Origin of the sequence: Pseudomonas sp. NBRC 111133, assembly GCF_001320605.1 — a bacterium.
Classification (GTDB): domain Bacteria; phylum Pseudomonadota; class Gammaproteobacteria; order Pseudomonadales; family Pseudomonadaceae; genus Aquipseudomonas; species Aquipseudomonas monteilii.
Genome location: NZ_BCBJ01000062.1, coordinates 33,255 through 53,311, shown reverse-complemented (window position 1 = coordinate 53,311; position 20,057 = coordinate 33,255). Strand labels below are relative to the sequence as shown.

The 20,057-nt window shown below is 58.6% G+C and carries 13 protein-coding genes and 1 pseudogene; 9 read left to right on the top strand and 5 right to left on the bottom strand.

From position 1 onward, the window contains the following. Positions 1 to 300: 300 nt before the first annotated feature. Together APH36_RS12815 and APH36_RS12810 are read right to left on the bottom strand one after the other, a co-directional pair. The gene (locus APH36_RS12815) at positions 301 to 1,593 is read right to left on the bottom strand and encodes a carbohydrate porin (RefSeq protein WP_060498916.1); all 1,293 of its coding nucleotides are present in this window, start codon (positions 1,591 to 1,593) and stop codon (positions 301 to 303) included. A gap of 119 nt (positions 1,594 to 1,712) precedes the next feature. Continuing rightward, positions 1,713 to 4,145, bottom strand: coding sequence for a membrane-bound PQQ-dependent dehydrogenase, glucose/quinate/shikimate family (locus APH36_RS12810; protein ID WP_060499043.1), 2,433 nt, complete (start codon positions 4,143 to 4,145; stop codon positions 1,713 to 1,715). 590 nt (positions 4,146 to 4,735) lie between these two features. On the opposite strand from APH36_RS12810, the gene APH36_RS12805 reads away from it, so the two are divergent. The 4 genes and pseudogenes from APH36_RS12805 to APH36_RS12795 all read left to right on the top strand — a co-directional run bounded on the left by APH36_RS12805 (position 4,736) and on the right by APH36_RS12795 (position 9,134). Next, on the top strand, positions 4,736 to 5,782 hold the full coding sequence (locus APH36_RS12805) for an aromatic acid exporter family protein (protein WP_060498915.1): 1,047 nt from the start codon (positions 4,736 to 4,738) through the stop codon (positions 5,780 to 5,782). A 692-nt stretch (positions 5,783 to 6,474) separates the two neighbouring features. Continuing rightward, positions 6,475 to 6,870, top strand: a pseudogene (locus APH36_RS33050) (TraM recognition domain-containing protein); the annotation flags it as partial. 177 nt (positions 6,871 to 7,047) lie between these two features. Then, the gene (locus APH36_RS12800; RefSeq protein ID WP_060498914.1) at positions 7,048 to 7,782 is read left to right on the top strand and encodes a response regulator transcription factor; all 735 of its coding nucleotides are present in this window, start codon (positions 7,048 to 7,050) and stop codon (positions 7,780 to 7,782) included. 23 nt (positions 7,783 to 7,805) lie between these two features. Then, a complete protein-coding gene (locus APH36_RS12795) occupies positions 7,806 to 9,134 on the top strand; it encodes an ATP-binding protein (protein WP_156342142.1) in 1,329 nt (442 codons plus the stop codon). On the opposite strand, the gene APH36_RS12790 is transcribed toward APH36_RS12795, so the two are convergent. Further along, entirely contained in the window at positions 9,124 to 11,097 is a 1,974-nt protein-coding gene (locus APH36_RS12790; protein ID WP_060498912.1) for a TonB-dependent receptor domain-containing protein, read from the bottom strand. The two genes, APH36_RS12795 and APH36_RS12790, sit on opposite strands and share 11 nt — an antisense overlap. Before the next feature lie 567 nt (positions 11,098 to 11,664). On the opposite strand from APH36_RS12790, the gene APH36_RS12785 reads away from it, so the two are divergent. After that, positions 11,665 to 11,922, top strand: coding sequence for a conjugal transfer protein (locus APH36_RS12785; protein WP_156342134.1), 258 nt, complete (start codon positions 11,665 to 11,667; stop codon positions 11,920 to 11,922). 724 nt (positions 11,923 to 12,646) lie between these two features. Here APH36_RS12785 and bla read toward each other — a convergent pair. Then, positions 12,647 to 13,522 carry a class A beta-lactamase gene (gene bla, locus APH36_RS12780; protein ID WP_060498911.1) on the bottom strand — a complete coding sequence of 292 codons (876 nt, stop codon included), beginning with the start codon at positions 13,520 to 13,522 and terminating at the stop codon, positions 12,647 to 12,649. Positions 13,523 to 14,232: 710 nt separating this feature from the next. On the opposite strand from bla, the gene APH36_RS12775 reads away from it, so the two are divergent. The 4 genes from APH36_RS12775 (at position 14,233) to APH36_RS33170 (ending at position 17,810) form a co-directional block, all read left to right on the top strand. After that, entirely contained in the window at positions 14,233 to 15,720 is a 1,488-nt protein-coding gene (locus APH36_RS12775) for a DASS family sodium-coupled anion symporter (protein ID WP_060498910.1), read from the top strand. A gap of 98 nt (positions 15,721 to 15,818) precedes the next feature. Beyond that, a complete protein-coding gene (adhP, locus tag APH36_RS12770; protein WP_060498909.1) occupies positions 15,819 to 16,829 on the top strand; it encodes an alcohol dehydrogenase AdhP in 1,011 nt (336 codons plus the stop codon). Positions 16,830 to 17,127: 298 nt separating this feature from the next. Continuing rightward, positions 17,128 to 17,214: a hypothetical protein gene (locus tag APH36_RS33175; RefSeq protein WP_374754793.1), complete on the top strand. Its 87-nt coding sequence runs from the start codon at positions 17,128 to 17,130 to the stop codon at positions 17,212 to 17,214. Positions 17,215 to 17,396: 182 nt separating this feature from the next. Beyond that, positions 17,397 to 17,810, top strand: coding sequence for a hypothetical protein (locus tag APH36_RS33170; RefSeq protein WP_060498908.1), 414 nt, complete (start codon positions 17,397 to 17,399; stop codon positions 17,808 to 17,810). Positions 17,811 to 18,222: 412 nt separating this feature from the next. Here the strand turns inward: APH36_RS33170 and APH36_RS12760 are convergent, their stop codons facing one another. Then, complete coding sequence (locus APH36_RS12760; RefSeq protein WP_060498907.1) at positions 18,223 to 19,713, bottom strand: amino acid permease; 1,491 nt, start codon at positions 19,711 to 19,713, stop codon at positions 18,223 to 18,225. Between the last annotated feature and the right edge of the window lie 344 nt (positions 19,714 to 20,057).

The window sequence follows — 20,057 nt, the reverse complement described above, 5'->3', positions numbered from 1 at the left end:
TTAACCGTTTATTCGAGCCACCGCCACCCCAGAAAATAACGTTATCGTTTCAGTCAACAGAGCGCGCCCGATACTTTATGGATTCTCATGCTTTAGTCCGAAGTCCTCTTGCAGGCTCAGTCGCACTCTAAAGATCCTTGATCATGTCTGGTGCATTTTCTAACGCCGAGGGCAAATACCAGAGAGTGTAGGCCAGGTGCTCATACCATCTATCGTCTAACGTTAGGCCTCTGACTTGTTTCCTGCGGGACAATGGAAAAAATGCTGTCAAAAAATAGATGATGATCGGAAAGGAGACAATTAGAACGTCATCTTTACCTGCAATCCAGCCACTAGCGCGTTGCTTCTTTGTTCACCAAAGAAAGCCCCAGGCTCGATGTAATATTGCAAGTCGGGGCGAAGTAGTAGCCAGGGCGTCACTTGCGCACCGTAGTTTAACTCCAGCACTTGCTCACCGCTATTCAGGCTACTAATTACGGCAGATTGCTCTGCGCTGGCCGCAGCGGCCTCCTGCACATCGCGCGTGCGCGAGTTGATGACGGCGCGGCCATAGCCGAACGAAATGGAGTCATGCGGGCGGTTGGCAAACGGCTTCTGTTTGACCACGCCCAGCGAGTACCAGCGGCGCATTGGCGAGGTCGCGGCATTACTGGTGGCTGCTTGCCCGAACAACCTCAAGACGCTCGCCGGGTCCTGCTCATCACGCCAGATTGCTTGGTCGACCAGCAGGTAAGCGCCGGTGCGGCTGCTGCTTTTGCCAGTGTCGCCAATCTTGGGATAGTCGGACGTGTCGTAGTACCAGCCAACTTTGTACTGGCCATCGAGTAATGCACGGTTATTGAAAATCGCCTCCAGCGGCAGGATCGCGCCCGTGGTACCGTTGCTGGGCATGGCGAACGCTTTGGAGACGCGAGCGTTGTAGTCCGGGTTCACCTGGAACAGTGCCGTTTGCAGCGTTAGCGACGGGTTTACGTCATACCGCAACTCGCCCCCCCAATGTGCTGTCGGGTAGTTGCCCCAGCCACTCCCGCTGGACATGGTCAGCGGGTGTGCACAAAAACCGGCACTGGCAAAGTTGGCCAGGATCGGCATGGCGCCGAACTCGGTACCCATGACCATGTAACCGACTTTGGCGGATAGGTCTGGCGAAAACAGATTGCGCTGGTAACTCAGTTCGGTCAGCCGGGTGTATTCGCCCCCGTAGATTTCTTGCGCGGACATGCGATTGCCAATCAGGTCTTCCGTGGCGCTATGGCCGCGACGATCGTTGATAAGCACTTGCACGCGTCCGACATCTGGGATGTCGAGCAGTTTGCTCAAGTCGAACTGAGCGCCCAGACGTATCTGTTGTGCATAGCGGGTGCCGCGCTTGATACCTCCATGCAGGTTGGAAAGGGTTTCCGAGGTGTAGTCGCCCGTCAGCTTTATGCCCTGGTCTGCCAGCTTCTGGCGCTGCCCGCCCCAGTTGCCGGTCAGTGTAGGTTGGGTCATCAGGTTGGCAGTATCGGCCAGTGCGCAGGACAGAGGCAGAAGGCAAAGAGACAAACCGCTGCACAGGCTGCTGATCAGCACGGCGCGGAAGGGTAATGACATGTTGGGCGGGCTCCCTTGCTTGAGAAATGGTTGAGCAATTCAGGCATTTGCGTGATGGGTCACTGGCGGGAAAAAAAATCCCCGCGAGCGGGGATTTGTCGTCATGCAGCAACGATCCGTTACGGCTTGATGCTGTCAGGCAGCGCATAGGCGATGATGTAATCGCCCACATCTGGCGAGTGGCTCATGCCGCCCGCGGAGATCACCACATACTGCTTGCCGGTCTTGGGCGACTTGTAGATCAGCGGGGCTGCTACGGCACCTACTGGCAAGCGGGCCTTCCACACTTCCTTGCCGGTGGCCGAATCGAGGGCGCGCAGGTAGTAATCCTGGGTGCCAGCAAAGAACACAAGGCCCGATGCGGTCGAAGTTGGGCCGCCAAGTGTCGGCATGCCCAGCGGGATCTGCATGTGCGTCTTGATCCCCAGTGGGCCAGTATCCTGAACAGTGCCCAGTGGCACCTGCCACACCAGCTTCTGGGTGTTGAGGTCAATGGCACTCATGCTGCCAAACGGCGGCGTATTGCAAGGCACGCCCAGCGGGGACTGGAGGATGTCGATTTTCACGCCGCCATAGATGCCCGCGACCTGTGGGCGGATAGTGCCCATGAAGCCCGGAACCTCATCGGTCGACACTTTGTACTTGCGCGTGTTTTCCTTGGTTACCAACGACATGCGCAGCGGCATGCGCATGTCATTGACGAACATCATGCCGGTGCTTTCATCAATCGAAATGCCACCCCAGTTCATGCCGCCCAACAGCCCGGGCCATTCGATGTACGGCTTTTCAGTGGGCGGTGTGAACGGGCCGACGTACACCGAGTCCTTGAACATGATCCGGCAGTAGAGTTGGTCGAACGTGGACACGCCCCACATAGACTGTTCGGTTAACGGATCAGCACCAATCACCGGCATGCCCGTCGAGAACGGTTGGGTTGGCGACAGGTGCTCGCCTTCTGCAGCCGGTGAAGTGGGAACAGGGCTCTCCTGCACTTCAGTGACGGGCTGGCCGGTACGGCGGTCCAGCACAAAGATATTGCCGGTCTTGGTGGTCTGGATCAGCACGGGCGTCTTCACCCCCTGTGCGTTGTTCATTTCGTACAGCACGGGTTGCGACGGCAGGTCGTAATCCCAGACGTCATGATGGACGGTCTGGTAAACCCACTTGGCTTTCCCCGTCGATGCATCGACCGCGACAATCGCTGTGCCGAACTTTTCTTTCACCTGGTTGCGGTCGCCACCCCAATAGTCGGGTGGACCGTTGCCGGTAGGCAGATAGACCAGATTCAGTTCTTTATCGTAGGTGGGAATGGTCCATACGTTCGGTGTTTCAAGCGCGAACTGATGGTCAGTTGCTGTAGTGTCGGTACCCTCGGGCGCACCGACATCCCAGGCCCATACCAGCGCACCGGTCAGCACATCGAATGCCCGTACGGCACCGGAAGGCTCGCCTGCCACGATGTCACGCACCCAGCCCCCCACCACCGTGTGGTGGCCCATGACCACAGGCAGGGACGTCGGGTGATAGCGCTTGCTGTTTTCCGTTGGCCCCATGCCTTTCTTGAGGTCAACGTAACCGGCCTCGCCGAAGTTGGGACAGAGGGCGCCGGTGTGTGCATCCAGGGCAAACAGCCGGGCATCGACCGACGACACGAGGATGCGCTGGCGGCACTGCTGTTCGCTGGCATGGGAGGCCTTGGCCTCTGCGCTCAGGCTATCGTCGCGGTCGATGTCGTAATAGCCCACGCCACGGCAAGTTACATGCTCTGCGCTTTTGGCGTGGGGGTCGAACTTCCAGAGCGGTTTGCCGCTATCGCCATCAAGCGCCGTGATCAGGTTTTCCGGGGTGCACGAGTACAGCACACTGCCGATTTGCAGGGGCGTGTTCTCGTCGACACCCGCCCCTGCACCCGTGGTCCTGCGGCCGGTCCGGTAGGTCCAGGCAACTTGCAGGTCCTTGACGTTTTCCGGAGTGATTTGGGTGTACGGGGCGAAGCGCGTCCCCGAGGCACTGCGCCCGAAGAACTCCCAGTTTTCCGGGGCTGTGGAAATTGCATCCGCGTTTGGCTGGCTGACTGCTGCGATCGGATTTGAAATGCCGCCATGCGGGAAGAAGGCGGCGATGAAGGTGGCGATCAAGGCCAGGAACACGGTAAACCCGGCGCGATTGGCGGCTCGGCGCATGGCCGGCGCCGTATTGAATAGCGCAGCCCCGACCCACAGACTCAGGGTCAGGATAATGGCTGGAACGACCAGGCGAGGCAGCAACTGCCAGTAGCTGAATTGGCCCACCTCGTAAAATGCCCAGGCGCAGGTAGCAAGGAATATCAGCACGGAAACTACAATGCTGATGCGCTTGCGCAGGAATACCAGTACGGCGAGTACGGCGTAGCCAAGCCCTGCAAGCAAGTAGTAACTGGACCCACCCAGTACTAGAAGTTTGAAACCGCCGTAGATCAACCCTAATGCCGCACACAGTAGAAATAACGAGAAAAGTACTCGAGCGGCACTACTTAACGAGCGCCTCCCAGCGTTGGAACAGTTGCCATCCATCATAGTCGTGTAAGCTCTGTTGGTGAGTTAGATTTGCTCCGTGGCAGTACTGGTAGCCTGGCTAAGACACAGACCGCTGGTGGCGATTGATGCGAACGAGAAGCCGTCCTATGGACCTCAAATATAACGCTGACAAGCAGTGCTAGCGTTTACCCGCTGAGAGATAGAAGTTTTGGACAAAATGTTAAACGTAGGGCGTCGCGGATGATATTTATGATTGTAGTGTGGCGATCCTGGGTGAATAAATCGAGGATGCTGTAAAAGACAATTGATAAATCGGTAAAAATACGACCCCTTTTTCTGTGTAAGCTCTCCCAGTCACCACCAAGAAAAATTGAAATACTTGAGGACTTTCCTGTTGGCAGTAGTGGGCGAAATAACACATTTAAATTCTAAGCCTTCCTAACTCGCTTTCCTCATAGAGCCTAGCCGCGAGAAGTGAGCTTCCATCTGCTGGCGCTAATGATATCGAGTAGGCTTTTTGGCTTGGCCTTGCAGAAATCCTCCATCGGCACGCTTGTTCATAGTGTTGTCGGCCATGCAGAACGTCAGCTGGCCCCATTCATCTTTCATCTGTCGAGAACCACCGAATGAAAGGCCCCTTTTTGATGTTTGGCTGCCTGACGACCTTGAATAGCCGCCTTTCGAAAGACTGGCACGATGCCGCTGCTTGCGCAGTCGCGGCCTGCATGTCTTGGATGTTGGCCGCGTGGCTGCTCGGTCATCCTCATCCGGTTTTTGCGGTCGTGACCGCCATCGTCTGCCTGGCGCCTGGCCTACCAAGCCATGGTCGGCAGGCAGTGGGGCTGATGCTTGGCGTTGCAACGGGTATTTTGGTTGGCGAAGTCGCCATAATCGTGCTACCGGAAGGCCTACTCGTACCCGAAGGTTTGTCGTTGCTACGCCTCGGATTGGCCACGTTTCTCTCTATTCTTATTGCCGCTGCATTTGGTCAGGCCGCTGTGGTTGCAATCCAATCAGGGGTATCCGCAGTGCTGGTACTGGCGTTCGGTCCACACAGTGCCGGTCTAGCAAGGCTAGAGGACGTAGCAGTGGGCGTAGGGGTAGGCCTGCTCTTCAGCCAGGTACTGTTAACGCCGGACCCGGTCCGACAGATCGATGCGGCGGCCGACGATCTGCTGCGGCGCCTGGAAGACGCCTTCGAAGCTTGCGCAGATGCGCTGGAGAAGAACGACGCCCATAGAGCAGCGGTGGCACTCAAGCGCTTCTCATCCGCGCACGAAAGCTTGATAGCTCTCAGTGCTGGGATCGATGCGGCGCGCTTCCAAGCTCGCTGGTCATTGCGTGGACGGTTTGCCGCGCGCGCGGTCACCGACATCGCGTCGCGCTACGACCGAGGGGCCATTCGGCTGTATGCCTCATCACTGCTATTCGGCGAGGCGTTCGCGGACGCAATGCGTACACAGGCGGCTCCGGTGCCGGAGGGCTTTGCGGCGGCAATCCGCAACACCAGCATACGCTGCGCTCGGCTTGCATCAAACCAGCCCAGTGACCTACAAGTACCGGAAGTTCGAGATATTGGTTCGGGCTGGTTGATGACCATCGAACACTGGCGCGCGGCTTGCGACGTTCTGAATAGTTTGGAAGAATTGCATCCGAAGTCGCTTTATAAATGAAGGCCTTCCTTTGATCCGCCACTTTCCACAGGAGAGTAGGTTTAGCTTAAAATCGGTAGCCGGATGCGGCATGAGGTAGCTCACACCGATTTCAACGAAGCGGTCTCAACCAATTGTATTATGTGATAATGGCCAACTCGCTGAACGTTGAGCTACAGCCCCTTCGGGTTTGAATAATAAAACCGCGCATTGATAATGCTGAATGAGGATAACAAGAGCTTCGATGGCGGATAGGGATCCTAGCGAGAGAGGGATCGCGTCTGCTTCGAGTGAACACCATCATCCTGGGTGCCTGAATTCGGGATGTGCTCGTCGCCCCCTCCCATTGGTGCGTCATTACGACGCACTTGGGGATTACATCCGTCGATGGTTCGGTGAAACACCTCTAGCACGCAATCTCGTGCATAACCTATTCCTCCAGGTTCTGGAGCGCGCAAAAGAGAGAATGTTTTCGTTGTTGTGCCTAAAGAGCATCATGCCGAGGCAAAGCTGATCAAGCTCCAAACCTACGCCCCCACGTACCTGCGCCAAGTCGCGATTGCGCCCACCGCCCAAGATCGGCAGCGTGAACCGCGGCGAGAAGGACCTTAGCCGCTGATCCTAACTGAACAGATCGGATTGATCGGTACTGGCGCTGCCGAACGGAGAGGCTCGGGAAGAACGCCGCACGCACCGTGCCTGTAGCTCGCGGCAAGGTCCGTATCAATTTCTACGCTGACGAATTCAACGAACTGATGGGCGACGAGTTCAGCCGATGGTGAACAAGCCGATGGCGCCAGCATACAGGTCACCACCTACCCCAAGAATGAGCGACATCGAAGGCGAAGATTGGCTCGGTAGCCAAGGCCGGCCAAATGATCGGTAACTTCACCAACCTGTTCATGTTGTGTGACCGTGAGGCTGCCACCTCCGGGGAACTGACTAGCCAGCTGCCCAAGGTGCAGATCTACCACAACACCCCGGCGAGAAGTGCGAACAACTCAGTCAGCGGCACAACAGCATTCACCTCGAGCTCGCATGACTAGGTGCAGTTGGTAGGTGTGTCGATGATTGAGCCAACCCGCGTGGTCGCGCTACCTAAGGGCAGGCCTTCGCGCTCATTTTGAGCGATATATGAGACTTACTGCCCCTCTGGGCAGCAGCCGAATAAATACCGACGTTGGCTCACAATTGGCGACCATTCAACGGCGCGAGCACATACGCATTTGATAACCATTCAATGTAATATTCACTGACCAAACATTTTTGCTCTGAGCACGTATCAGATGGATCTCGCCCCCCCGACCCCAGCACCCCGCGTACTCATTGTCGACGACCACCGCAAAATCCGCGAACCCCTGGCCATCTACCTGCGCCGGCACATCTTCGACGTGCGCACAGCCGAAGATGCGGGCGGCATGTGGACTCTCCTCAAGCAACAAGCCTTCGACATCATCGTGCTCGACGTGCTGCTGCCCGACGGCGACGGCTTCGACCTTTGCCATCAGTTGCACCGACGCCATAACATGCCGGTCATCCTGCTCACCGCGCGTGACACCACCGCCGACCGCATCCGTGGCCTGGACCTGGGCGCCGACGACTATGTCACCAAGCCCTTCGAACCCCGCGAGCTGATGGCCCGGCTGAACAGCGTGCTGCGCCGCCACGGTGCCCACCAACCTAGCGCACCCACCGTCACACCGCCGCGTGAATACCGCTTTTCCGGGTGGCATTTCAGAACCAACACTGCTCTACTCACCCGTGAAGGTGCAGCACCAATCCAGCTCAGCACCGTCGAAAGTAAGCTGCTGCAAGTGCTGCTGAACCACCCCAACACCCTGCTCCCACGCGAACGTCTGATCGATCTGACATCCGCCGACACCGACGTCAGCGACCGCGCCATCGACCGCCAGGTCAGCCGCCTGCGTCGAAAGCTGGGCCATGACCCAAGCGCTCCCGAGCTACTGCGCACCATCTGGGGCGGCGGCTACATGCTCGCCACCGAAGTGACCTCGGCATGAAGAGCCTGCCCTGGCCGCGCCGCTTGGTGCACCAGCTTGGTCTGCTGCTGTTGCTGGCGCTGCTCGCGTCCAACACCATCGCCATGCTGTTTTTGCAACGCACCGGCAGCCTAATCCACCCGCTGTCGCGCAGCTATAGCCTCGAGCGCCTGGTAAACGCGCACCACGCGGCGCTGGATCTCAGCGCCGCCGAGAGCGAACACTTCCTCAGCGCCATGAGCACCGACGAAACCCGTTTCTGGACCGCCCCTAAGGCCGATGTAGAGCCCTTCGCCCTACGCCCGGAAGAACAGCGACTGGCTACCGCTCTGCGCCAACGCCTGCAACTGCCCGCCGAGGTGCCGATTGGCATGCAATTGGAACGCATCGGCGGTGCCGACGCCCGCACCCATGTATTCAGCACCGCCGGTTGGGCGCCGCTACGCCTGCGGACCAGCATCGCGCTGCCCAACGGCCAGTACCTGAATGCCTTGCAACACCCTTCCGGCGCCTACGAGTGGGGCCGTGTGCTGGCCTACAGCGTGCCGGTGAGCACGGTACCAGTGCTGTTGATCGTGCTGTTTTTCATCGCCCGTGTCGTTCACCCGATCAAGAGCCTGGCCCAGGCCACCGAACGCGTCAGTCGCGGCGAATGGATCGCCCCGCTGCCGCTCGTGGGCCCGCAGGAAGCTCGCGACCTGACCACCGCCTTCAACACCATGCAGGCCAATATCGCCCGCCATGTAGAGGGCCGTACGCGCATGCTCGCCGCCGTCAGCCACGATCTCAACACACCGATCACCGAACTGCGCCTGCAGGTGGAGCTGCTGGAGCCCGGCCCAGCCCGCGACGACATGCTCGAAAGCCTCGGCGAGCTGAATGCCATGGTGCGCGAGACGCTTAATTTCGTGCGCGGGGATGCGCAGCAGGAGGCGACTCAAACCGTTTCGTTCAACGCCCTGCTCGATGACCTTGCACGACGCTACCGCCTGATGAGCCAACCCGTGAGCTGGGCCGGTGCATTGCAGGTGCAACTGACGTGTCGCCCACTGGCGATCAAGCGCGCCCTCACCAACCTAATCGACAACGCCCTGCACCATGCCGGTGATGCCACGCTGACCCTGCATCAAGAAGAGGACACAATGCTGCGCCTGGAAATTCTCGATCACGGCCAGGGCATACCCGAGGCTTGGCTGAGCAAGGTGTTCGAGCCGTTCGTGCAACTGACGCCCAGTGGCGACGGGCTGGGGCTGGGCCTGGCGATTGCACGGGCGTGCATCCAGGCCCACGGCGGCGAACTGCTGCTGGAAAACCGTCCACCGGCCGGGTTGTGCGCAGTGGTGCGGTTGCCCGGCGCTGTACTCAGAAGTTGAGCGTTGCGCCCATCCACAGGGTGCGGCCATAGTTCACCGTGCCATAGGTTTCATCGTCCAGGCGCTTGTCGGTGAGGTTGTTAAGCGAGGCATTGAGGGTCAGCGATTCGGTCAGGTCATACGAGCCGCCAACATCGGCGGTGGTGTAACCCGGCGCCGGTTGCTCGTCGGTGACGGTGTTGCCGGTCTCCTCGCCGTAGTAGCTCAGCGACGCCCAGGCCTGGGCGCGGTCGTTGAGGGTCCATTCGCTGCGCACGTTGGCTTTCTGCCTGGGCGTCAGCGCCAACGGCGCACCGGCATTGGCGCCGGTCTTCTGCTCGGAGTCGGTGAAGGTGTAGTTGGCCTTGAGCAGCACGCTCGGGCTGATGTCCCACTGGCCGTTCAGCTCCACGCCCTTGATCACCGCCTGGTCGACGTTGACGCGGTCCATCACGGTGTAGCCGTTCCAGCGCTCGGTGGTGGTTACGGTGGAAAGCTTGTCCTTGAAGTCGTTGTAGAACAGCGTGACGCCACCCGACAGGTCGTCGCGGTTGGACCACAGCGCCGACACTTCATAGTTGGTGCTGGTCTCGGGCTTGAGGTCGGGATTGCCGAACATCACGAAACGGTTGCGCCGCAGGTACGCATAGTCCTCGACCACCGCGCGCAGCTCCGGGGCCTTGAAGCCACGCGCCACACCGCCCTTGAGCGTCCACTCGTCGCTGGCGCGCCACACGCCGTACACCCGCGGGCTGGCGTGGGTACCGTACTGCTCATGATGGTCCAGGCGCAGGCCGGTGGTGAGGGCGAAGGTGTCGGTCACCGACCACTCGTTTTCGGCGAACACGGCCTTCTGCACCACCGAGAACTCATAGTCGACGCGGTCACCCAGGCCCTGGTTCCAGTCGGTCAGCTCACTCTCGTTCCACTGCACGCCAACGGTGCTGATGTTGTGCGCGGTGGGCACCACCAGCTTGGCGTCGAACACCGTGTTCTTCACCTCTGGTTTACGCCCGTAGATGTCAGTTTGCGCAGGCGTGGCCTTGCCCTCGCGGCTGGAGGTTTCCTGCGACAGGGCCACGTCCGAGGTGGCCCAGCCCCAGCGCCCCTGGTGCGACAGCGACCAGTGATCACGGTTGTTTTCCTGCTCGCGGGTGGCCCAGTTGGCGCTGATGCCGTCGCCGTTCTTCAGGCGCGTGGCGCCGGCTTCGAGCAGGATGTCGTGGTCCACCGTGGGGGTGAAGGCCAGGCGGGCGGTGAGATCGCGGTGGTCGGCCTTGCTGAAGCCGTTGGTCTGCTCGATATCGTCGTCGGCCTGGCGGTCGAGGTAGCGGCCCCACACCTGCAAGCCCAGCCAGTCTTCCTGGATCGGCCCGCTGAGGTAGAACTGGCTCTGGCGCGCATTGCCCTGGTCGCTGTGCTGGCGAGCCGAATAGTCGTAGCCGATGGAGCCGCCCCACTCGGGTGAAACCTTGCGGGTGATCACGTTGATTACTCCGCCGATGGCGTCCGAGCCATAGAGCGACGACATCGGCCCGCGCACCACTTCGATACGTTCGATGGCCGCCGCCGGCGGTACAAAGCTCTGCTCGTAGCCACTATTGCCGTTGACCCGCGACTCACGTGCGGTCTGGCGTTTGCCATCGACCATGATCAGGGTGTAGTCAGCCGGCATGCCTCGAATGGAGATATCGGTCTCGTTGGCACTGCCGTTGACGGTCACGCCCTCCACATCACGCACCGCATCGCCCAGGTCGCGGTACGACTTACGCCGCAGCGCTTCGCCATCGATCACGCTGACCGAGGCCGGCGCCTCTTCGATGCGCTGCTCGAAACCGGCGGCGGTCACTACCACGTCATCCAGTATCAGCGGCGCCGGCTCAGGAGTGGTCTGGGCATGGGCGCCGAGACTGACGGCAGCGCTGGTGATCAGAGCGGCTTTGACGACCCCGGCCAGGGGGTGGAAACGATGAGATGCAAGCATGACAGGTTCCTACGACTCGTTTTAAAAGCGAATCGTAATCAACTGCCACTACAAAACTTGGACAAAGTGTGACAGCTCATTTTCAACTGAACGATCACCTGTCGTTAGAGATCCTGATCATGGCTGGACAAACAGGCCAACAGCACGTTAGCTCTTCTAACCATCTCGAGGAGCTCAGAAGAGGTTATTTCTCGTCGATACTCCAGCAGTTCCGCCGTATGCACTGCTTCGTCGTAGCACCCTTCATTTTGAAATGGGGTACCAAGAAAGTCCGATACCCAACTTTCAAACGCCGGCGAATTGATCTTCTGACGCGGCATAGCAATTCCCCATAGATGAGACTTGCATCCATCGATCTCTGGCTTGATTCGGCTCGTTGTAATCATCGGATTCGCTCTGGCAAAGAAAGAGCCAATGACGCCCCGCCGACTGCCATAGAATATGGTATGCAGCGTTTCCTCGATCCTAAAAGAAAAATCTACGGTTTCCGGATAATTATTTCTTGGAGCGGATAGGCTGGTGATCTCGGCATCCTGACACCCCCGTCAGTCTTGCAAGAGTCCAGCCATGAACAAGCCATCCCTCTTCCTTGCACCCCCTCGTCGAATCCTGACTGGCGCGCTGATCTGCGTCAACCGAGGCCTTTCATTGACGCCCACCCTCCAGGCGGCTTGCCCATCAGAACAGGCCAACATCGAGGTGATGATCCGCAAGTTGAATGCGCTGGGGGACTCGGCGCGACTTAGTGTCACGATCGGCAGTGCACCTGATCAACCCCACCACTTCGAAGGACGGCTGGCCCGCGACACCCAGCGCGCTCGCTAAGGCCTGCCAGAGTACCTGGCCAAATATCACACCGCCGCGGGATCCGATTGAGCTGGCGGGTAAATACACTTTCACCTACGGTCGGAGGCCATGAGAATGAGCGGCACGCAAGTCGCAGCTTTCAACGCTGCCAGCGGCATCATACTCCTGCCCAGCACCGTGCCGTTCGTAGGCGTCGTCATCGCATTACCGACCCTTTGGGGGTCTTTACCGTTGTGCAGCAGTTACGGGCTGGGCGGCCCAGGACATGGACAAAAAACAATGCATCCGCGTCGACCATCCGAGTCATCGCCTTACTGCAGATCCGCGCTCTCGACTAGCCAAGGAGCTAACCGATATCTATCCGCACCATCACCCAAGAGCGACGATTGAAACGATGGAGCAGTCGTCCAAACGGTGCAGGTCCGCTTGTAACATGTTCCGGGAAAGATGAAGGTTAGCCGACAGACGGTGACGCATCCTTTTGGCACGCTCAAAACAGGATGGGAAGTACCGTGACGGGCCTCACGCATCCAGACGCATCGTGGGGCTGTAATTTCGAAAAACACTGTGCTCGACCGGGCCGGCTCCGACCTCCTGCTGACCGAGCACGCCCTATCAACATACATCAACAGGAGCCGCCAGCCGCCGCTCGTACCCTATTCTCTTTCGCCGTTCAGCCAGCGGCGCCCTCACCGTCATGTCAAACCATCACGACTTGTGCGCATGGGCGCCGTGGGGCTAATCAAGCTCCAAAAAATCGAACGACTTTTAGCATTGAGGAGGAAATGATCTCATTATTCCAAGGTGACTCCTTTCTCTGTCCTCGTGTGAATATCGTTACCACCCACGGTGCTTTACCGGAAGGCCAAATGACCGCAACGTCATTAGCAACACCATAATCACCCGACCCAGTCTTATCTCCGACGGCCCAGCCTTGCGGCACGCCGGCTCGAATGCGCTTATCCCCTGTGGTATTTCCTTTGAGCCATTCCTGTAGCTGTCGTCTTGCTCCCTCTGGCAGGCTGTTCCCAAGCAGCAACTTTTGCAGCGTCACGCCCATTGCCAATGGGGTGGTAGTGTCCCGCGGGTCATCTGGTAGCGCAGTGTTCAGTTCAGGCTCAGTACGGTCCAAGCGAAAAGACGCGTCGCCGACATGACGAGCAAAGTCCGTTAATCCGGCTGGCCCCCCAATCTGCTCCAACAAGAGATTTCCAGCGGTGTTATCGCTGTATTGCAGGGTCGCAGCACACAGTTCAGACACCGTCATACCATTGGCCAAGTGCCTCTCTGTCACCGGCGAGTAGGTGACCAAATCGTCTTCGCTGTAGGAGATTTTTCGTTCGAGTAGTCCTTTGTCAGCAGAACTCTTAGCGAGAATCGCAGCCGCCAGCACGACCTTGAAAGTGCTGCAGAAAGCAAATCGTTCTTCGGCGCGATAAGACAGGGTCTTTCCTGTACCCGTATCATGTGCCCACAACCCGAGCGTGACATCCAATGAGCGCTCCAACGCCGAAAACTCATGCTGCAGCGAGCTGGAAGCCCAAGCCGGTGCAGCTATTGCAACCGAACAACCTACCCCCGCCTTGATCAACCGCCTGCGCGTGACCATAAAGCTCATCGGATACTCCACTTAATAGAATAATGAGTGGGATTCTACATTTTCTTCATCCCACCGCGATGGCCAACTCACGAGAACCACACTCTGGCAGTACGCCCTAGCTGCGCCGGCGGCCAAATAAAGTGGTGGCACCTCCTTGCCGCACAGCTTCGCTCACAAGCAATTGGTAGTCGAATACCGCCTGGACAAGGGATCTGCAACCGTTGGCGGTCGACCTCTTCCAGCGATGCGCCTTAGTCCTGAGGTTCTAAGCCTGGGAATGCGTTTACAGCCTCCTGGTTCATCGGCCCACTCACCACCTTTTGCCCTGCAAATCGTTTATGTGCCCTCCTGTATCAGTCAAGACAGCACAACTTTATTGGAGCAGTTACCTGCTGGCAGTTCTCAAACTTTTGATGAGATTCGCCACATGGACTTTTATCTGCCGGCCATGCCAGCAATGGTCGACGCGGTTAGCGTACAACACGTCACAGCCGAAACTAACGTGATAAGCTGCTTGGTTGGGCTCAGAGTCGCTCGACTCGCTCAGGGCCAGTTGAAGTGACCGCTGTGTCCGGCGACCACATCAGTAACTTAGCTGCCGCGACTCCACGAGGCGCGGCCTTGCACGTCACTCTGACCACTCAGCCAACCCATGACCTGAAGCAGTTTTACCGTGCGCAAACCGCGCTATGCTGGTTAGCACTTTTATTGCACCCAGTGAGCCAACCATGACGGACCATGCCTCACAGCAGCCCTCGCCTGCTGCTGTGCGCTTTCCACCCGGGCTGATCATCGCCTGCCTGGCGTTGGCCGCGGTCTTGTTCCTGCCGTTTCCCGACACCTTGCCTGTAGCAGGCCAGCGCATGCTGGCGATCCTGGTATTTGCCGTGATCGTGTGGATCACCGAGGCGGTTTCCTACGAAGCCAGCGCGATCATGATCACCTCGCTGATGGCCGTGCTGCTGGGCACCGCGCCGACCCTGGCCGACCCTTCGCTGAGCTACGGCTCTTCAGCGGGCGTGTCGATGGCGTTGTCGGGCTTTGCCAACCCGGCGTTGGCGCTGGTGGTCGGCGCATTGTTCATCGCCGCTGCGATGACCCATACCGGGCTGGACAAACGCATCGCCCTGGTCACCCTGACCAAGGTCGGTGCCAGTACCCGACGGGTTTTGCTCGGGGCGATGATCGTCATCGTCCTGCTCAGCCTGGTGGTGCCCAGCGCAACGGCGCGCAGTGCCTGCGTGGTGCCGATCATGATGGGGGTGATCGCCGCATTCGGAGTGCCGGCGCGCTCCAATATCGCTGCCGGAATCATGATCATCGTCGCCCAGGGCACCAGCATCTGGAACGTCGGTATCCAGACCGCAGCGGCGCAGAACCTGCTGACTATCGGCTTTATGGACAAGATGCTGGGCGCGCGGGTGTCGTGGCTCGACTGGCTGATCGCTGGCGCGCCTTGGGCGCTGATCATGTCGGTGGTGCTGATCGTGCTGGTGTTGAAGCTGCTGCCGCCGGAAAGCGACAGCGTGCCCGGCGGCATGGCCGGGGTCAGCCAGAGCCTGGCCCAACTGGGGCCGATGAGCGCCGCGCAAAAGCGCCTGGGTGTGGTCTCGCTGCTATTGCTGTTGGCCTGGGCCACTGAAGGCCGCCTGCACCCGTTCGATACCACGACCACCACCTACGCCGGCCTGGTGGTGCTGTTGCTGCCACGCTTTGGCGTGATGACCTGGAAGGATGTGCAAGCGCGCATCCCGTGGGGCACGGTGATCGTGTTCGGCGTCGGCATCAGCCTGGGTACCACCTTGCTCACCACCCAGGCCGGGCAGTGGCTGGGCGCGCAAGTGGTGCAGCACACAGGTCTGGATCAGCTCAGCTCGCTGGGCGTGCTCGCGGTGCTCGGCGCGTTTTTGATCGTCATCCACCTGGGGTTCGCCAGCGCCACCGCGCTGACCTCGGCGCTGCTGCCGATTTTGATCGCCGTGCTGCAAACCCTGCCGGGCGACTTCAGCCGCATCGGCATGACCATGTTGCTCGGCTTTGTGGTCAGCTTTGGCTTCATCTTGCCGATCAACGCCCCGCAGAACATGGTCTGCCTGGGCACCGACACGTTCACCCCGCGCCAGTTTGCCCGGGTCGGCCTGTGGGTCACGGCGATCGGCTATGCGCTGCTGCTGGTATTCGCCAGCACCTACTGGTCTTGGCTTGGCTGGATGTAAACCCGAGCAGGGTCATGCGCGCAGCCGACGCTTCACCCGTATTGGCTATGCTGACCCTGCAATAACTCAAGCTAACTCAGCATTACACGGAGGCATGTATGAAAGCTGCTGTTGTTGCCCAAGGGCGTCGCGTCGAGGTCGTGGACAAAACCCTGCGCCCGCTCAAACACGGTGAAGCGCTGCTGAAAATGCAGTGCTGCGGCGTTTGCCACACCGACCTGCACGTCAAGAACGGCGACTTCGGTGACAAGACCGGGGTGATCCTCGGCCATGAAGGCATCGGTATCGTTCAGGAAGTTGGCCCCGGCGTGACCTCGCTCAAGCCAGGCGACCGCGCCAGCGTGGCCTGGTTCTTCCAAGGCTGCGGCCACTGCGAGTACTGCAATAGCGGTAACGAGACGCTGTGCCGCGAGGTGAAGAACTCCGGCTATACCGTCGACGGGGGGATGGCCGAGTCGTGCATCGTGGTCGCCGATTACTCGGTCAAAGTGCCGGATGGGCTCGACTCTGCCGCCGCCAGTAGCATCACTTGCGCAGGTGTCACCACCTACAAGGCGGTGAAGATCTCCAACATCCGCCCCGGTCAATGGATCGCCATCTACGGCCTCGGCGGGCTGGGTAACCTGGCCCTGCAGTACGCCAAGAACGTGTTCAACGCCAAGGTCATTGCCATTGATGTCAACGATGAGCAACTGCGCTTTGCCAGTGAGATGGGCGCGGATCTGGTGATCAACTCACGTAGCGAGGATGCCGCGAAAATCATCCAGGAGAAGACCGGCGGCGCCCAGGCTGCGGTGGTCACGGCGGTGGCCAAGGCGGCGTTCAACTCGGCGGTCGATGCCCTGCGTGCCGGTGGCCGCCTAGTCGCGGTAGGCTTGCCGCCAGAAGCCATGAGCCTGGACATTCCGCGGCTGGTGCTCGACGGCATCGAAGTGGTCGGCTCGTTGGTTGGCACCCGGCAAGACTTGCACGAGGCGTTCGAGTTCGCCGCGCAAGGCAAGGTCGTGCCCAAGGTGACCCTGCGCCCGGTCGAAGACATCAATCAGATTTTCGACGAGATGCAAGAAGGCAAGATAAAAGGCCGCATGGTGATCGACTTCAGTCGCTGAACATGCCCTCAACTCGGCATGGGTCAGCCAGCCTATTGTCGAGGTATCGGTCGTGGCGCTACATGAACGCATCTCCATGTGCCCGGTGAAGCTACTAATAGTGGACAGAGCGGGCTGGGGCTCTAGGCATACCCTATTCGGGTACCGGCTTTGAATGCCTGTATGTCCCACGCCATCGGCCCTGAAGTACTCCGCCACAATACCGAACGGCTCGAGTGCCCCCTCACCAAACGGCGCAGCGGACCATACACCACATCGTATCAGCACATAAGCGAAGCGGACATTGTTGCCATTGACGGTGAGCCATGGGGTGATCTACCTCTCCCTTCCCAACTCCGTAAATCCCAATTGGGTGCTATTGCGATGCGCTGCGTTGCTGGGGTGAATGGTGGCAATCACCGCTACAACCTTCAAAAAATACCTTTGACTGCCCGCTATCGACCCATAGCGGCCGTTTGGAGAAGGCAGCAAGCGGCCAATGGCAGGCTTTGGGTGTGCCTGGAAAACCGAGTACGATTCACACTACCATTTTCCAGATATCTGTTTAAAGCCAGGAGCCAAGTTCCCATGAGCGGGCTGTATGAGAAAACGGAGTCCGCGTTGCGGGCCAAGGACAGTGCGGCCTTCTGGGCCGCACTCGTCGGCATTGATGCACAAATTGCCGCGCCACTTTTGGCGAAGCTCCTGCTGGAGGAATGGCATGAAGAGCATGAAGAAATCGTTTTCGAGCTGGGGTTAATCGGGGGAAATTGCGCGACGTCCGCGATAACGGAGGCCGCGCAGAAAAATTTCGAGCACTTGATCAGGTGGGGCAATCTGGAAGAGTTCAAGCGCAAGTGCGCTTATGCATTAGCGCGTATTGGCTCTAGCGACTCAAAGTTAGCATTGGAACTCATGACACGACAGCTTGATCCTAGCTTAAGCAGGTACGCTGAGGAAGGTTTGAAGCATTGGCCGATGCCAGTCGAAAAGCGCGTTTAGCGAGCCGGTTTTTTCCTGTCTGAATGAGCGTTTGTACCGTTAGCAGTGCTTTACGAAGGGCTGCTTCGGGTCGATCGCAAGTTACCGCTATCGACCCTTGGCTGCCGTTCGCAGAGGGCAGCAAACGACCCACTGGGGACGTCCGTCAGAGGCTGTTTTCGGCCAAAAGCGATCCTCCAAGAAGGCAGAACATGACCCATTGCGGGCATATTAAGGCGACAAATCAAGAAGGTGGCGGAGGTCACACGCTCATTGACTCGGATACCTGTGCTCTTGACTCAAACACCTGCATGCGACGATGACTTATGGCGTGCGTAGCGCTTGCGATTGCATCAATTTGTTATTTGCTCATCAAACACAAGCGGCACCACTTTGATCAAGTGATGCCGCTCGGCGTCGCAAGGGTCGAACCTTATGCGTCGCCGGTATTGGGGGTGACTGCAGGAGTTGGGGTTGTCTGTGAAGATCCTCGACGGTTGGTGAGCTGCCAACCTATAGTGAGGCCTACAGCAAGAACAGGGATCATCCCGATAGTCCATGTGCCGCTCGGATAGTCAAATGCCATCAGCACCAACACCGCCAGCAAGAAGCCCATGGTCGCCCAAGAGGTGTATGGGGCGCCTGGCATCTTGAAGCCCACATCCGGCAGCTCGCCGCGTTCGACTGCTTGGCGCAAACGGATCTGGCACATCACGATGAAGCCCCAGGTAGTTACGATGCCGAGCGATGCCACGTTGAGGACTATTTCAAAGGCGTGAGCTGGAACGATGTAGTTCAGTGGAACGCCGATCGCAATTACCGCGACGGTCGCCAGGATGCCACCGTAAGGCACACCGCGGGAGTTCATTCGTCCTACGTACTGTGGAGCCGAGCCCCCCATCGCCAAGGAACGCAGAATACGTCCGGTCGAGTACAGGCCCGAGTTCAAGCTCGAAAGCGCAGCGGTGAGTACCACGATGTTGATGATGCTGCCCATATAGGGAACACCCAACTTGCTGAAGAAGGTCACGAAAGGGCTTTCAGAGGCGCTATAGGCAGTCCACGGCAACAGCAGGGTGAGTAGAACAACGGATCCCACGTAAAACAGCCCAATACGCCACATGATGGTATTGATAGCTTTCGGCAATACCTTGCGCGGGTTAGCCGTCTCGCCTGCAGCCACGCCCACCAGTTCAATACTGGCATAGGCGAAGATCACTCCCTGGATGATGAGTACAGCCGGAACTATCCCATGCGGGAAAATCCCTCCGTTTTCACTGATCAAGTGAAAACCGGTTGCCTGGCCATCAATGGGGTGACCACTGGCAAGGAAGATCGTACCTACAATCAGGAACAGACTGATAGTGCCGACTTTGATGACGGAGAACCAGAACTCCATCTCGCCGAAGTACTTCACACCCACCATGTTCAGCACAGTCACAATGCCTAATGAGCCAAGTGCAAATACCCACTGCGGTGCGTCGGCGAACGCGCCCCAGTACTTCATGTAGATGGCGATCGCCGTAATGTCCACGATCCCGGTGGTGGCCCAAACCAAGTAATACATCCACCCAGCGGTGAAGGAGGATCGCTCACCGAGGAATTCGCGTGCGTAGGAAACGAAGCTCCCGCTGGTGGGACGGTGCATTACCAGTTCACCAAGTGCGCGCATAATGAAGAAAGCGAAAATGCCACAGACCAGATACACCACAGCCAGTGCTGGGCCGGCGATCTGCAGTCGGGCGCCGGCACCGAGGAATAGACCGGTACCAATGGCGCCACCCATGGCGATCATTTGGACGTGTCGAGGTTTGAGTTTCTTTTCGTAACCGATTTCGTGCGAGGCGAACAGATCTTCTTTGCTCGCGTGGGAGGGGTCAGTGCTACCAGGCAATGCGCCGGCGCCATCTCTGACATGCTTCATGAGCGTCTCCTAAAACGTGCTTCTTTTGAAGCGATTGTTGTAATAATCAGGAAGGCATTTTGAGCAAGTGGGGTAAAGCAACGGCCGGTCGCCAAGCCAGCTACCAGGCCAATGCCGCAATCATTCTTCCGTGATGATGCTTCGCTTCAATAATGACTTCGCCTGCTTTTGCCAGCACATACCTAACTCAGTGGACGCAAAGTCTTCCTCAATCCTGAGACCACTTCTGGAGTTAGACGGACAGACGTATGAAAACCCGTTTCGGTTTGAAATCGGCATGTTCTGCATGTCAGTGACCGGACACTGGCGATTCTATACCTTTGCGTAGAAGCTGGGTTTTCTGC